The following is a 13,910-nucleotide window of genomic DNA, read 5'->3' as shown; positions in this document are numbered from 1 at the left end:
GGTATGCGCGAGACGGTCATCGTAGAGGCGGTGCGAACGGCGGTCGGGAAGCGAAACGGCGGACTGTCCGGCATGCACGCCGCCGACCTGTCCGCGGTCGTTCTCAACGAACTGCTCGAGCGTGCCGGCATGGGGCCCGACATCGTCGACGACGTGATCTGGGGATGCGTGTCTCAGGTCGGCGATCAGTCCAGCAACATCGGGCGCTACGCGGTACTGGCCGCCGGCTGGCCCGAGAGCATCCCCGGAACCACCGTCAACCGGGCCTGCGGTTCCAGTCAGCAGGCGCTGGACTTCGCGGTGCAGGCAGTGATGTCGGGCCAGCAAGACGTCGTCGTGGCAGGGGGCGTCGAGGTCATGAGCCGCGTTCCGCTGGGTTCGGCCCGGGCGACCGGCATGCCCTACGGCCCGAAAGTCCTTGCCCGCTATGACGACTTCTCCTTCAACCAGGGTCTGTCCGCGGAGATGATCGCCAAGAAGTGGGGCTTCTCGCGCACCCAACTCGACGAATACTCCGCGCAGTCGCACGAGCGCGCCGCGACTGCCCAGGACGGCAACGCGTTCACCGAGCAGATCGTCCCGGTCTTCGTCGAGGACGGGTCGATCGTCAACGCCGACGAGGGGATTCGGCGGGGGACCAGCGTCGAGAAACTGGCCTCGCTCAAGCCCGCGTTCGCCGAAGACGGGGTAATTCACGCCGGCAATTCCTCGCAGATCTCCGATGGCGCCGCGGCGCTACTGGTGATGACGTCGGAAATGGCACTGAATCTGGGGTTGACGCCCCTCGTGCGTTATCGAGCCGGGGCCGTCACGGGAGCGGACCCGGTGCTCATGCTCACCGGGCCGATCCCGGCGACCGAAAAGGTGCTGACCAAAGCCGGCGTCTCGCTATCAGAAGTCGGTGCGTTCGAGGTCAACGAGGCCTTCGCGCCGGTCCCGCTGGCCTGGATCGCCGAGACCGGGGCCGACCCCAGCCTGGTCAATCCGCTGGGCGGCGCCATCGCGCTGGGCCACCCGCTGGGCGCGTCTGGGGCGGTGCTGATGACCCGATTGGCGCACCACATGCGCGACAACGGCATTCGCTACGGGCTGCAGACCATGTGCGAGGGCGGCGGCACGGCCAACGCCACCCTGGTTGAACTGCTCGACTGAGTGGCTCCCGTCGGCAACCAGACGCCTTCATGAAGGCCCGGTGCCTGGACGCTGTCGAGTCGGTAAACGCACCTAGCTGCTTGTTTTCCGGTAGTGAGGCTCCACCCAAAGTTGGATCCTTCGCAACGCGAGTCGCCGCTGCGGCGATTAAACTCGCCACGTGACTGACCAAATCGCTGACTTCGATCATGTCGTGCTCGGCGGGGGCAAGGGCGGTAAGTCACTGGCCGTGGCCCTGGGCAATGCCGGCCACCACGTCGCCCTGATCGAACAGGCCCAGATCGGCGGAACGTGCATCAACGTCGCCTGCATACCCACCAAGACCATGGTGGCCAGCGCCAAGCTGATCGAACTCGCCAGCCGGGCAGCCGAATTCGGTGTGGACGTGCCGCCCGCCGGTCCGAGCATCGCCGGGGTCGTCGATCGCAAACGCAGTGTGGTCAAAGGGATGGTCGACGCCCACTGGAAGCTGTTCACCGGCACCCCCAATATGACGTTCCTCTTCGGGACCGGGAAGTTCGTCGGCCCGAGGACGATCGAGGTCTCCGCCGAGGACGGTTCGGCAAGCCTCGTCCGGGGCGGCCGTGTCTACATCAACACCGGCAGCAGCACGACGATCCCGCCGATCCCTGGGCTGGCGACGGTGCCCTACCTGACAAGCACATCGATTATGGAGTTGGCGGAGTTGCCCACCCGGCTGGCCATCATCGGTGCCGGCTACATCGCCTTGGAATTCGCCCAGATGTTCCGTCGGTTGGGCAGCGAGGTCGTGGTGGTGCAGCGGGGTACTCGGTTTCTTCCTCGGGAGGATCCCGATATCGCCGACGAGGTCCGAAAGGTGTTGCAGGAGGACGGCATCGAGTTCCTCGATGACGCCGAAACCGATTTCGTCACCGCGGCGGCTACGGGCATCGAACTGACCTACTCCCGCAACGCGCGGAGGGACACGCTGCAGTGCAGCCATCTTCTGGTGGCGGTCGGACGCACACTGAACACCGCCGGGCTGGGTTTGGACGCCGCCGGCGTTGAGCTAAGCCCTCAAGGGGCAATCGTCGTCAACGACCGGCTTGAGACCACCGCCGAGAACGTCTACGCGATCGGTGACTGCAACGGTGGGCCGCTGTTCACTCACGCGTCCTGGGATGACTACCGGATCCTGTTGGCCAACGTCCTGGACGGCGCCGGGCGTACCACGGCCGGACGTCTGATGCCATACACACTGTTCATCGACCCCGAACTAGGCCGCGTAGGGCTCACCGAGGAACAGGCCCTGGCGCAGGGGTATCAGATCGCCGTGGCGTCACTGACTGCCGCGAAGATCCCACGCGCCAACACCGCCGGGGAGACCAAAGGCGTACTCAAGGCCGTCGTCGAGCGCGAGACGGGACAGATTCTGGGCTGTTCCCTGTTCTGTCACTCGGCCGGCGAGATAATGTCGGTCGTCCAGATGGCCATGCGGGGCAAGGTGCCCTACACCGAGGTGCGTGACACTATCTTCACCCACCCCACCATGGCTGAATCGCTCAACCTGTTGTTCGCCGCGCTGTAGCACGGTGCCCTCGGCCCGCCAGGGCGTGATAGCCGGCCTCTCCCGACTCGGTCCGCACCACGTTTTACCTGGACAAGTGCGGCGCCAAGAACTAACCTACTGTGTGTTCAGGAGGTTGGTTCAGTCCGCCAATCGGTCAAAGGAGCCCGGTGCCCGACGCACGGCGTTACGACACGCTTCTCGCCAAAGGTGAGGACCGCAAGCAGCGAATCCTCACGGTCGCGCAGCGGCTGCTCATTCGCAATGGCTGGCGCAACACCACGCTGGCCCAGATCGCCGGCGAGGCCGGTGTCACTCCCGCGGGGCTGCTGCATCACTTCGAGTCCAAGGAACAGCTGCTGCACGCGGTCCTGGACGCCCGCGATCAGGACGACGATTCGCACGCCGACCGCGCCGGCGACCTGATGGCCCAGATCTCCGCGGTCGCCGATCGATTCCACCGCGCGCCCGAACTGGTCGGCACGTTCACGGTGCTGCTGGTCGAGAACATCCTTCCCGATGCCCCGTTGCACGACCGGATGCTCGACCGGCACCGGCAAGCCGTCGACATCGTCGCCGATCTCATCCGCACCGGTCAGGCCGACGGCCGTTACCGCGCAGACATAGACCCCACCATCAAGGCAGTGGAGATACTTGCCTTCGTCCACGGAATGGAAACCACATGGTTGCTCGATCCTTCGATCCCTCTGACCGAGGTGTTCAAGCAGTACGCCGAGACTCTGGCGCGGGACTTCACGCCTTAGAAAAGCTGACCGAAAAAGCCATTGAACACGACATGAGGTACCGGCTCGACGTCGTCGCCTCCAGCGTGGTCGACGTGGTGCGGTTCGCCGGGGGATGGCTGTTCGACCGATCGATGGCCGGGTGGGACGTCACCGTCTTGCTCACCGACCTGGCCGACCATTCCGATCTTCGGCCGCTGCAGATCATCGGGGTTCGCACCCTTGACCTCGACCGCACGCTGGAGTCGGTCGACGACCGTCCCCGGCCGCAGGCGCTGGCGGCCGCGGCCGATCTGTTGGGTTGCGATTCGCGGGTGCGCCAGGGCGTCTTGCAGGCCCTCGATCACGGCGTCACCGAGGTGACGCTGTGGGGTGACACCTGGCCCGCGGAGCTCGATGGCAGCGTTGGCCTGGTGCAACACCGGCTGAGCATGGCCGCCCAGACGTTCAAGGCCAAGGCGCTGGCCGCCGCGGCGATGCCTGAATACTCGATCGGTCACACCGAGAACTTCCGCAGCGGGCTGCTGGCCTGTCCGTCGGTGGCTGCCGATCTGGTCCCGGCCGGCTAAATCCTGAGGCGCCGGTCCGGCCGGACTTGCGGGGGGATTCCGCCACGTCGTCGACCAGTCCCAGACCGCTTAGCGGCACCCGTCGTTGACGACGATCACGCCGTGTGGAAATCTAATACTCATCTCTGAGAGGCTCATTCTCACTGCTGAGATTCGAACGGAGCAAGATGACGAACGACTTCTCCAAGATGGACTTCTTCCGAGGCAAAGAGCTCATCGCGGACCCGTACCCCTATTACGAGTCGCTGCGCGAGCAGTGTCCGGTGGCCCGCGAACCGCACCACGGGGTCGCGATGGTCACCGGCTGGGACGAGGCCTGTGCCGTGCTGAACGATGCGGACACCTGGTCCTCGTGCATCTCGGTGACCGGCCCATTTCCCGGTTTCCCGGTAAGCCTGGAGGGTCTCGAAGACAGCGACATCACCGACCTGATCGAAAAGCATCGCGACGAGCTGCCGTTCAGCGACCAGCTGCCCACCCTTGATCCGCCGACCCACACCAACCACCGCTCGCTGCTGATGCGGCTGATCACCCCCAAGCGCCTCAAGGAGAACGAGGACGCGATGTGGGCGCTCGCCGACCAGGCCCTCGACGACTTTCTGGCACCCGGGCACGGCGAATGGATCAGGGGCTTTGCCGGCCCGTTCACCCTGCTGGTGATCGCCGACCTGCTGGGTGTGCCCATGGAGGATCGCGACAAATTCGTCAAGGGCATCGCCGAGCACGCGGGTGGCGGCATTGGCGGCACCGGAAAGGAATCGCTGTCACACAGCCCGCTGGAATTCCTGTACGGCCTCTTCTCCGACTATGTTCGCGACCGCCGACAGAGCCCTCGCGACGACGTGCTGACCGGCCTGGCGACCGCCACCTTCCCCGACGGCTCCACACCGGAGGTCGAAGACGTCGCGCGGGTTGCCGCGAACGTCTTCTCCGCGGGCCAGGAGACCACGGTTCGGCTGCTGGGTGCGGCGTTGCAGACACTCGGCGAGCGCCCCGACATCCAGGCGCGGTTGCGCAAGGACCGCAGCCTGCTGCCCAACTTCATCGAGGAGTCGCTTCGCCACGAGAGCCCGGTCAAGGGCGACTTCCGGATGAACCGGCGGCCCGTCAATGTCGGCGGGGTCGACCTGCCGGCCGGCACCACCGTGATGATCGTGCAGGCGGCGGCCAACCGCGACCCGCGCCGGTTCGAAGATCCCACCACATTCGATCCGGCCCGCAAGAACGCCCGCCAGCACATCTCGTTCGGACGCGGTATCCACAGCTGCCCGGGTGCGCCGTTGGCGAGGGCCGAAACCCGCGTGGCGATCGAGCGGCTGCTGGATCGCACGACCGACATCAGGATCAATGAACAGATGCACGGGCCGGCGAATGACCGCCGCTACCAATATGTTCCGACCTACATTCTGCGTGGCCTGACTGAATTGCATTTGGAGTTCACGCTGGCATGAAAATTTGGGTAGACGACCAACGCTGTCGCGGCCACGGTATGTGCCTCACGCTTTGTCCGGACGTGTTCAGCCTGACCGAAGACGGTTACGCAGAAGCGATAGATTCCGATGTCCCAACGGAATTGGAAGCCGCTACTCAGGAAGCCATCGAGTGCTGCCCCGAGCAGGCTATCAGCGAGAAGTAACGAAATACACCGGCGGATAAGGAGATCGCAGTGTCTAACGGGCCAAAAGGGTACGTCATCCTCACCGAGGCCATCAAGGACCCAGAGGGCATGAAGGCCTACGGCAAGGCTGTCGGCTCGGCGATGAGCGGCGCCACCATTCTCGCGGTGGACCCCGCGCCCAAAGTCATCGAGGGCGACTGGCACGGCGACCAGACCGTCCTGCTGGAGTTCGAATCCGTCGAGGCCGCCCGTGCCTGGTACGAATCCGAGGGCTACCAGCAGGCTGCCAAACTGCGCCAGGCAGCCGCCGACTGTAACGCGGTCATCCTCTCCGGATTCTGACCGCTACTCTCCGACGATCGCGATTGCCTGCCGAGGGCATTGACGGACAGCCTCGCGCACGTCCGCCTCGTTCTCCGGGGTGACTTCTTCGGTGTGAACGGTCAGCATGTCGTCATCACCGAGTTCAAAGATGTCGGGGTTGATGCCCATGCAGACACCGTTGCTCTCGCAGAGTCCCCAATCGACCTCGATTTTCCTCGTCATCGTTGCCCCCTTATCGAAGGACTTTGACGGGCACGCTCTTCCAGCCCGCAACGTTTTGCATGGTTACCCGCTTGCACCCCGACCAGTCCACCTCGTAGCGCGGCATGAAGTCCAGCAGTCGCTCCAGCGCGATCCTGCTTTCCAAGCGGGCCAAAGCGGCACCTAGGCAGCTGTGAATGCCGTATCCCAAGCCGAGATGTTGCGCCTCGGTCTGGTCGCGCTCGATGTCGAACGTGTCGGCGTCGGTGAAAGCATCGCTGTCGCGGTTGGCCGAGGCTCCGCATAGGAATACCGGCTTGAAGGGGGGAATCACGCCGCCGCTGACGTGTGCCTCTTTGAGGGTGTAGCGGACGTTGTATTGCACCGGCCCCTCGTAGCGCAATAACTCTTCGACTGCCCCCGGGATCTTCTCGCGGTCGTCCTGCAGCTTCTGCCACTGATCGGGGTGGCGGGCGAAGATGACCGCCGCGTTGCCCATCAGTTTGGTGACGGTCTCGGCGCCGGCGCCGCCCAGCAGGGTTGCGAAACCACAGATCTCGATATCGTCGAGTTTGCGGGGCTGACCGTCGTCGGTGGGGATCTCGGCCGCGATCAACCTGCTGATCATGTCGTCCTGCGGGTCCGCGCGCCGCTCTTGAATCAGACCGTAGTAATACATCGCGGTCTCGATGTTGGCCTGCATTCCGGCCTCGCTGACCTCGATCTGTCCGGGTTCGTGATGCAGGCTGGTGTCGATCCAGTGCCGCACCTGCTGGCGGTATTCCTCTGGCACGCCGGCCATCCGGGTGATGACCTCCACCGGGAACGGCCCGGAGAAGTCCTGCACCACGTCGAAATTCTCCGGGTCGCAGGCGCCCAGGTACTTGTCGATCACCTCGATGATCGTTTCGCGCTGCGATTGGACGGCCCGAGGCGTGAACGCCTTGTTGAGCAGGCTGCGCATGTGGCGGTGGTCCGGCGGGTCCATGAAGATGATCGACCGCTGCTCGGGCGAGACACCCCGACGCACCATCGCCAGGTCGCAGCCGCGCGCCGAGGAGTACGTCTCGAAGTCTTTGAAAGCCGCCGCTACGTCAACGTGGCGGGTCAGTGCGTAGAAGTCCTCTTTCTCGTCGTAGTACAACGGCGCATCCTCGCGCATCCGCGCATAGATTTCGAACGGATTGTTGTAAAACTCGTCGGAGTACGGATCAAAGAGAACTTTCGGTTTTGTCACTGACATGCTCCTCAGCGGCGAGGGTTGGGGCGGGCTGGAACCGTTACGATTAAATGCCTGACTGTAACGCTAACGGTAGCGCTTTCATCGCGAACCGGGAAGAACCGAAGTGTCGACATGTCAAACGTTTCCGCCGACATTGAGGACTTCGATGATGTCGTCGAGGGCATGGAAGTCGCTACCCAGGTCGCTACCCAGGTCTGCGGCGATGTCGCGCACGACGGTCACGTCTTTTCTTACGAATTCCCCGGCCACCTCGACGAAGCCCGCGATCGAGCCGGTTGCTGCCACCAGGTCCAGCACCCGGCTGGTGGCGCTGCCCTGCGGCAATGCGCCCAGCAGCGTCGATTCCGGAACGCCCAGGCGCTCGCCCAGCCGGATTGACTCCGCGAGCAGTCCGATGTGCCCGGCGAACAGTGCATTGTTGACCAGCTTCACCGCCTGACCGGCGCCGCGCGGGCCGACCTGCAGCACCGGGTCGCCGTAGCAGCCCAATACCGTTTGCAGCCGGGCCACGATGTCATCGGTGCCGCCGACGAACAGCGTGAGGGTGCCCGCCGCGATGTCGGGCGGGCCGCCGCTGACCGGCGCATCGACGACCTCGACATGGCCCGCCTGGGCCGCAATGGCCTCGATTGTTTGCGGGCTGGTCGTGGTGTGCACCACCAGGATCGAGCCCGCCGGCATGTCCGACAGCAGCGGGCTGTCCAGGCAGACCTGGCGCACCTGCTCGTCGGTGAACACGCATGCCAGCACCACATCGGCCGGCGCGGCGAGGTCGGTCACCTCGTTTACCACGGTTGCGCCCAGCTGCTCGAGATCGTGGCGCTTGACGTCATCCGTCGCGTCACGGACCAACACCCCGACGTCGTGGCCGGCCGCCGCGAGACGCGCCACCATCGGACGGCCCATCCGTCCGGCTCCGACGAACCCGACTTTCACCTCGGGTGATCCATCAGTGTCAGCGCGGCGTCGGCCGCATCGAGGACGGCGCCCCCGCGCGCGGCGGCCGCCTCGGCGAGGTCGACGATCAGCCGCACGTCCTTCTGCAGCAACGTGCCAGCCAAGCCGGCCAGCCGGTCCAGGCCGCCGCTTCCGCCGATGACATTGAGCGCGAAGCTGTTTCCGCTGCTGCGCGAGACGACTTCGACGAGCCGCTCCGGTGCGACGCCGAGGGACTGCGCCAGCGAAAGGGCGGTGGCCGCGGTTCCCAGGTTCGCGGTGAACAGCAGGTTGTTGAGCAGCTTGGTGGTTTGGCCAGTGCCCAGTTCGCCGAGGTGGACGACGGGATCGCCATAGGTTTCGAAGACGGGACGGCAGCGCTCTACGGCGTCGGTTTCACCGCCGACCATCACCATCAAACGTCCCTCGGCGGCGGCCGGACCGCCGCCGCTGACCGGGGCGTCGATCACCGAAACACCTCTACTGCCAACCTTTTTCGCGAGTGACCTGCAGGTGTTGGGGTGCACGGTGCTGTGCACCGCGATCACAGTGCCCGGCTTGAGGCCCGCGAGCAGGCCCTGTTCACCGGTGGCGACTTCCTCGATGTCGGCCTCGCCAACCACGCAGAGGCAGACCAGATCGCTGCCGGCGGCGAGTTCGGCCGGTGACGACGCGATTTCCGCCGAGGTGTCGGCGAACGGCTCCACCGATGCGGGCCGGCGCGCCCACAGCGTGGTCGCGAAGCCGCCCTCGACGATCCGCCGGGCCATGGGGCCGCCCTGGCTGCCCAATCCGATGAATCCAACTCTCATCCGGCGGCCTCTTCGTCCGCTGAACGCGCGGCCACACAGTCGTCGGCGAACCCGAGGACCTTCGCGTGGTATTGCGGGGCGGAGTGGCCGAGGCTGATGTTATGACCCGCGTTTGGTTGCCGGTGCACGGTGAAGCGCGGTACACCGGAGAACATCGAGATGATCTCCTGCACCGCGGAATCGTCGGTCTGCCAGACTTTTTCGTGCTCGGCGATACTGAAGTGCACCGGCACCCGCACGGCGGGGGCCAGCGTTGGGAAGGTTTGACGGGCCCAGTCCGACACCATCTGGTCCTCATACGACGGTGCCGATGGTGACACCGTCGCCCCGCCGAGGACCTCGGGGGGATACAGCGCCTCGGGGCTCCACAACAGGTCGCGCATGCCCGACGGGCGGCGTTCTCGCGTCGCCGTCTTGAGTATCTCCTTGGCCGCGGGGTGATAGTGGCGGCCGGTGCCGGCCAATTCGATGCCGAGCAGATCGACGCCGCGCGCGTCGGCGGCCATCCGCATCGTCAGCTCGCAGCCGCCCGAATGGCCCATCACGAACAGACCTGCGCCGCTTGGTCGTTCGCCGATAATGCGCTGCACCGCACCGTATGCCAGGTTGACGCGCTGGTCGCCCTCGGCCATCGCCTCGGGGTAGGGCGCCGAACTGCCGTAGCCGGGCCGGTCGAGCGCCACCACGGTGAATCCCGCTGCCGCGCCGGTGCGGAGGAACGAATACGACGGATGGCCGGGGCAGTCGAAATAGACCGCGGTGGTGCCGCCGCCGTGGATGGCCACGATCACCGCCTTGGGGTCAGGGACTTCGGCGACCACCGCCGACATCGGCACCCCGTCGACGATCACCAGCCGGGGTCGCGGAGTCGGCGCGGCATCGCTCATGTGTCGGCCCGCAGCAGGAGCACGCCGCTGGGAGTGAGGCCGCCGCTGCTGACCACGCCGACCCGGGCCTCGGCGACCTGGCGGTCACCGGCCTCGCCGCGCAGCTGGGTGATCGCCTCGTGTAGCAATCCCATGCCGTGGGTGCGGCCGTGCGAGAGTTGGCCGCCGTGCGTGTTGAGCGGCAGCTGGCCGTCGCGGGCGATGTTCTTGCCGCCGTCCAGGAACTCCTTGGCCTCACCGATTCCGCAGAAGCCCAGCGCCTCGATCCAGGACAGGCAGTTGAACGAAAAACCGTCGTACAGCTCGGCGACGTCGACGTCGGCGGGCCGCAGCGAGGTGCGCGTCCACACATGGGCCGCCTGGCCCAGCACCTGCGGCTCGTGGGTCAGCGTGCTCTGATCCCAGTCGAGTCGCTCGACGATCTGCGTCCCGACCGCCTCGACCAAGACCGGGGGCTTGGCCAGATCGCGAGCCGCATCGACGGCGGAGACGATCACGGCGATCGCGCCGTCGCACGGCACGTCGCAGTCGTAGAGGCCGAACGGCGTGGTGATGGGCCGCGCGTTGAGATAGTCGTCCATCGTCATCGGGGTTCGGTAGATGGCCGTCGGGTTGAGTTCGGCGTTGGCGCGCTGGTTCAACGCGATCCAGCCCAGCGTTTCTTTGGTGGTGCCGTATCGCTGGAAGTGGCGCTGCGCGTTCATGGCCAACGTGTGCGCTGCGGAGGTGGCGCCAAATGGCATCTGCCAGCCGGACATCCGGCCCGCTGATCCATGAGGCGGGGCGATCTTGCCCTGCTTCATCAGTTCGCCGTTGGTGGCTTCCCATAGCGTCCGGAAGCAGAGCACGTGACGCGCCAGCCCACCGGCGACCGCGAGCATCGCGGCGATCACCGAGCCGCCCGGGCCGAACGTTTCCATCGCGCCGTTGTGCCACGTCGGCCGAATGCCCAGCGCGCCCTCGAGAGCGGTGGTGCCGCCCTCCCCGAACCCGCCGACGTTCATCGCGCCGGGGTAGGTGGACAGACCGTCGATGTCGGCGTAGCTCAGGCCGGCGTCGGCGATCGCGGCCTCGCACGCCTGGACTGTCAGTGCCAGCGGCGGTTGCATCAGCCGCCGGCCGATCGATGACATGCCGATCCCGGTCAACGCGACCTTGTCTTCGAACTTGTCGGTGGTGAGCATCGGGCGCACGTAGTCGCCGAAGCGTTCCGGTGCGATCTCGTCGACCGGCAGCGGCGCGGGCCCGGCGTCGGGGATCGGTCGAAACAGTGGAAACCACACGTCCTCGACCTGCTCGAAGACGACCTCGACCTGTTGACCGAGTTCGAGCTGATCCGGCTCGCAGTCCACGATGTTGGTGGTCAATCGCACCCGCGGGTCTTCGGCGATCGCCACCTGCGCGATCACGTAGGGCGCGACCAGCCCGGGCAGGCTGAACCGCTCGTTGATGGTGAAGCCGGCCAGCGTCGCCTGGCCGGAAACCGCGCGCACCCCGATATCCAACGACCGGCAATAACGACATACCGGCGCAGGCGGATGGATCAGGGATTTGCAGGCCTTACATTCCTGCAGCCGTAGCTTTCCGTCGGCACCCGAGGTCCAGAAAAACTCGTTCTCCATCGTGACCAGGGGCAATGGGCGGCCCGGTGCTGCTGACACGTCACCTCCGCGAGCCGAACGGCCATTTCGGTAGGACCGTTATACGAATCGGAGAATTACGTTATCACTGGTAAGCCGGGTGCTCCAGACGGCGTGGTCCGGGGGCGGGTCGACGACCACCGGCCGTCAGTACGGCACCCAGACGCCGTTGAAATAGGCACCCCATTGGTGAAAGCCGACGCTCCACATCGGATCGTTGGGTGACCACCACGGCCGCGGCGGTGGGGGCGGCACGTCTTGCCCGGCAAACGATGGCGCGTATGCCGGCGGGGCTACGTACCACGCGGGCGCCGGCGGCGGCGGTTTGCACTCGAAAGTCGCCTGATTCCACGACATGTTCGCATCGCACTGCGCCCAGCTGATTCCCGGAGCCCCGATCACCGCCGCCGCCATTGCCCCGAAAACGACCGCAATAACGGCGGTCAGGCGACGAACAAACCACCCCATGGCGGGCCTCCTTTTTTGGAGCTTTCCTGGCCTCGACTGGTTTCAGCTTATTCCGTATCGCCACGACCACGTCGAACAGTGTGCGGGTCGGCAGATGCTCGTCGAGGAACGCGACGAACTACGCGCGGAAGCTTCCATCTCGGCGGGTAAGTTGCATGGACGGCTATGAGTCAGAGCCGGGAAAGTTCAACGGGTGAAGCCCCACTCGGCTTCGTTCTCTTCGGTTTTGAGGTGCTCGGCCGGATCGTCTGCCTCGGTGAGCGGTAGCGATGCGGCGGGGAAGATGCGTTCACCGAGTTCGGTGATGGCATGCACCGGGCAATCCATCAGTGCGCGCATCACGGCGTCGCGATCAGCCTCGGCCACGGTGCCGTCCCCGATCAGGGCGGCATAGCCCCAGTCGTCCAGCGAGAAATATCCGGGCGCGTATTTGGCGCAAACTCCGAAGCCGTCGCAAATGGTGCGGTCCAGACGGATTTTCATGCTTGCCTCAGAGCTTGCGCCTCGTAGGGACGTTCGGCGCGGAACGCGCCACCGGCGCAATCCGGACAGGTGTTGTCGAGATGCGCCGTCACTTCGGCCGGGAACTGATCGAGCAGGCTGGCGGCCACATTGGTGGCGGCATCCAGTGTGGCGCAGGCGCCGCGCCCGCGCAGCAGCACCGACCAGCGGCGCAACCGGTCGACGTCTTCTTTCGTTGCGGCGCCGTCGCGCAGCGCACCGGCGGCGGCCGCCATCGCCGCCGTCCCGTTGAAGCAGGACCCGCATTGGCCGGCATTCTCGCGGTCGAAATAGGCCAGCACGGCAGCCGCGACCGCGACGGGGCAATCGTCGGTGATCACCGAGACCGCACCGCAGCCCAGGCCGCTGCCGAGGCGCCGCATCGTCTCGTGGTCCAGCGTGGTCTCCAGCACCGTGGGGTTGAGCAGACCGGCGAAGTACCCACCCATCAGCGCCCCTCGCACGCTTTCAGGGGAAATCCCGTGCAGTGCAAGCAGTTCGGTGAATGCCAGACCGTGGGGAAGTTCGTAGAGCACCGGCGGCTTGCCGCCACCGGTGATCGTCGCCAAGAAGGTGCCGGTCGACAGCGACGTGCCCTGCGAACGAAACGCCGCGGAACCGTTGCCCTGTAAGTAAGGCAGATTGGCGAGCGTCTCGACATTGCTGACCAATGTGGGCAGCTCATCGACGCCGGCTTCGAATGGGCGCGGCGGCTTGTCGGTTGGCTTGGCCGGGCCCCCGTTGATCACCCGAACCGCGGCGGTCTCTTCACCGGCCACGTATCCGGGCGGCACGGTCAACACGTGGACCGTGGCACCGAGAGTGTCGGAATCGAGCTCGCCGAGTGCGCTTTCGACGCTGTGCGCCGACTCCGGATCGGACACATACACGTAGGCGCGGTCCGCGGCCACCACGGCCGCGGCCAACCGCAGTCCATCGAGCACCAGATGCGGGCGGTTGCGCAGCAGCCAGCGGTCTTTGACCGAAGCCGGTTCTCCCTCTTCACCATTCGCGATGACGACAGGTGCAGCGGTGATCAGACGGCCGTTGTCGCGCACCGTGCGCAACTTGACCGCAAGCGGGAAGGCGGCGCCGCCACGGCCGACGAGTCCGCTGGCTTCGACTTCGCCGAGCAATGCGTCGGCGTCGGCGAGCGGACGGTAGCCGCCCAGCTGTCGATATGCAGCCAGGTCTTCTCTGCCGGTTTGGGCGTTCAGCAGCCGTGGTGTGAACCCGGGAAGGGTGGCGGTGGTGATCATCGTGGACTGGGTGGTGTTCAACGCCGGCC

At 65.8% G+C, this 13,910-nt stretch carries 16 protein-coding genes; 7 read left to right on the top strand and 9 right to left on the bottom strand.

Annotation, left to right across the window (positions count from 1 at the left end):
* Window positions 1-3: 3 nt before the first annotated feature.
* The 7 genes from MJO58_RS23730 to MJO58_RS23700 all read left to right on the top strand — a co-directional run bounded on the left by MJO58_RS23730 (window position 4) and on the right by MJO58_RS23700 (window position 5,952).
* Entirely contained in the window at window positions 4-1,152 is a 1,149-nt protein-coding gene (locus MJO58_RS23730; RefSeq protein WP_090606594.1) for a thiolase family protein, read from the top strand.
* Window positions 1,153-1,312: 160 nt separating this feature from the next.
* Window positions 1,313-2,701, top strand: a complete 1,389-nt coding sequence (locus tag MJO58_RS23725) for a mercuric reductase (protein ID WP_239721194.1) — start codon at window positions 1,313-1,315, stop codon at window positions 2,699-2,701.
* Between the two features lie 149 nt (window positions 2,702-2,850).
* Window positions 2,851-3,444, top strand: a complete 594-nt coding sequence (locus MJO58_RS23720) for a TetR/AcrR family transcriptional regulator (protein WP_090606589.1) — start codon at window positions 2,851-2,853, stop codon at window positions 3,442-3,444.
* A 32-nt stretch (window positions 3,445-3,476) separates the two neighbouring features.
* A complete protein-coding gene (locus MJO58_RS23715; protein WP_090606586.1) occupies window positions 3,477-3,992 on the top strand; it encodes a hypothetical protein in 516 nt (171 codons plus the stop codon).
* A 167-nt stretch (window positions 3,993-4,159) separates the two neighbouring features.
* Complete coding sequence (locus MJO58_RS23710; protein ID WP_239721193.1) at window positions 4,160-5,443, top strand: cytochrome P450; 1,284 nt, start codon at window positions 4,160-4,162, stop codon at window positions 5,441-5,443.
* Window positions 5,440-5,628, top strand: a complete 189-nt coding sequence (locus MJO58_RS23705; RefSeq protein ID WP_239721192.1) for a ferredoxin — start codon at window positions 5,440-5,442, stop codon at window positions 5,626-5,628. The genes MJO58_RS23710 and MJO58_RS23705 overlap by 4 nt, the downstream gene beginning before the upstream one ends.
* A gap of 30 nt (window positions 5,629-5,658) precedes the next feature.
* Window positions 5,659-5,952 (top strand): DUF1330 domain-containing protein, encoded by a 294-nt coding sequence (locus tag MJO58_RS23700; protein ID WP_239721191.1) that lies wholly within the window; start codon window positions 5,659-5,661, stop codon window positions 5,950-5,952.
* A gap of 3 nt (window positions 5,953-5,955) precedes the next feature.
* Here the strand turns inward: MJO58_RS23700 and MJO58_RS23695 are convergent, their stop codons facing one another.
* The 9 genes from MJO58_RS23695 to MJO58_RS23655 all read right to left on the bottom strand — a co-directional run bounded on the left by MJO58_RS23695 (window position 5,956) and on the right by MJO58_RS23655 (window position 13,902).
* Window positions 5,956-6,156 (bottom strand): ferredoxin, encoded by a 201-nt coding sequence (locus MJO58_RS23695; RefSeq protein ID WP_090606577.1) that lies wholly within the window; start codon window positions 6,154-6,156, stop codon window positions 5,956-5,958.
* A gap of 10 nt (window positions 6,157-6,166) precedes the next feature.
* Window positions 6,167-7,372: a cytochrome P450 gene (locus MJO58_RS23690; protein ID WP_090609595.1), complete on the bottom strand. Its 1,206-nt coding sequence runs from the start codon at window positions 7,370-7,372 to the stop codon at window positions 6,167-6,169.
* A gap of 120 nt (window positions 7,373-7,492) precedes the next feature.
* Window positions 7,493-8,314: an NAD(P)-dependent oxidoreductase gene (locus MJO58_RS23685; RefSeq protein ID WP_259608728.1), complete on the bottom strand. Its 822-nt coding sequence runs from the start codon at window positions 8,312-8,314 to the stop codon at window positions 7,493-7,495.
* A complete protein-coding gene (locus MJO58_RS23680) occupies window positions 8,311-9,126 on the bottom strand; it encodes an NAD(P)-dependent oxidoreductase (RefSeq protein ID WP_239721190.1) in 816 nt (271 codons plus the stop codon). Before MJO58_RS23680 ends, MJO58_RS23685 begins: the two co-directional genes overlap by 4 nt.
* Window positions 9,123-10,013, bottom strand: a complete 891-nt coding sequence (locus MJO58_RS23675) for an alpha/beta hydrolase (RefSeq protein ID WP_239721189.1) — start codon at window positions 10,011-10,013, stop codon at window positions 9,123-9,125. The genes MJO58_RS23680 and MJO58_RS23675 overlap by 4 nt, the downstream gene beginning before the upstream one ends.
* Entirely contained in the window at window positions 10,010-11,635 is a 1,626-nt protein-coding gene (locus MJO58_RS23670) for a thiolase C-terminal domain-containing protein (RefSeq protein ID WP_239723428.1), read from the bottom strand. The genes MJO58_RS23675 and MJO58_RS23670 overlap by 4 nt, the downstream gene beginning before the upstream one ends.
* Window positions 11,636-11,800: 165 nt before the next feature.
* Window positions 11,801-12,121, bottom strand: a complete 321-nt coding sequence (locus tag MJO58_RS23665) for a hypothetical protein (RefSeq protein WP_090606558.1) — start codon at window positions 12,119-12,121, stop codon at window positions 11,801-11,803.
* Window positions 12,122-12,307: 186 nt separating this feature from the next.
* Window positions 12,308-12,604 (bottom strand): ferredoxin, encoded by a 297-nt coding sequence (locus tag MJO58_RS23660; RefSeq protein WP_090606554.1) that lies wholly within the window; start codon window positions 12,602-12,604, stop codon window positions 12,308-12,310.
* Window positions 12,601-13,902, bottom strand: coding sequence for an NADH-ubiquinone oxidoreductase-F iron-sulfur binding region domain-containing protein (locus MJO58_RS23655; RefSeq protein WP_239721188.1), 1,302 nt, complete (start codon window positions 13,900-13,902; stop codon window positions 12,601-12,603). The genes MJO58_RS23660 and MJO58_RS23655 overlap by 4 nt, the downstream gene beginning before the upstream one ends.
* Window positions 13,903-13,910: the final 8 nt, after the last annotated feature.

The organism is Mycobacterium lentiflavum, from assembly GCF_022374895.2.
In the GTDB taxonomy this organism is placed as follows: Bacteria; Actinomycetota; Actinomycetes; order Mycobacteriales; family Mycobacteriaceae; genus Mycobacterium; species Mycobacterium lentiflavum.
Note: the sequence above shows the minus strand (reverse complement) of the source record. Positions and strands in the feature narration are given on the sequence as shown.

What these genes read in the sequence shown, in the direction of transcription:
- MJO58_RS23730 (WP_090606594.1), top strand. Translation starts at nt 4, where the DNA reads ATGCGCGAGACGGTCATCGTAGAGGCGGTGCGAACGGCGGTCGGGAAG.
- MJO58_RS23715 (WP_090606586.1), top strand. Translation starts at nt 3,477, where the DNA reads ATGAGGTACCGGCTCGACGTCGTCGCCTCCAGCGTGGTCGACGTGGTG.
- MJO58_RS23710 (WP_239721193.1), top strand. Translation starts at nt 4,160, where the DNA reads ATGACGAACGACTTCTCCAAGATGGACTTCTTCCGAGGCAAAGAGCTC.
- MJO58_RS23705 (WP_239721192.1), top strand. Translation starts at nt 5,440, where the DNA reads ATGAAAATTTGGGTAGACGACCAACGCTGTCGCGGCCACGGTATGTGC.
- MJO58_RS23695 (WP_090606577.1), bottom strand. Translation starts at nt 6,156, where the DNA reads ATGACGAGGAAAATCGAGGTCGATTGGGGACTCTGCGAGAGCAACGGT.
- MJO58_RS23680 (WP_239721190.1), bottom strand. Translation starts at nt 9,126, where the DNA reads ATGAGAGTTGGATTCATCGGATTGGGCAGCCAGGGCGGCCCCATGGCC.
- MJO58_RS23675 (WP_239721189.1), bottom strand. Translation starts at nt 10,013, where the DNA reads ATGAGCGATGCCGCGCCGACTCCGCGACCCCGGCTGGTGATCGTCGAC.
- MJO58_RS23670 (WP_239723428.1), bottom strand. Translation starts at nt 11,635, where the DNA reads ATGGAGAACGAGTTTTTCTGGACCTCGGGTGCCGACGGAAAGCTACGG.
- MJO58_RS23665 (WP_090606558.1), bottom strand. Translation starts at nt 12,121, where the DNA reads ATGGGGTGGTTTGTTCGTCGCCTGACCGCCGTTATTGCGGTCGTTTTC.
- MJO58_RS23660 (WP_090606554.1), bottom strand. Translation starts at nt 12,604, where the DNA reads ATGAAAATCCGTCTGGACCGCACCATTTGCGACGGCTTCGGAGTTTGC.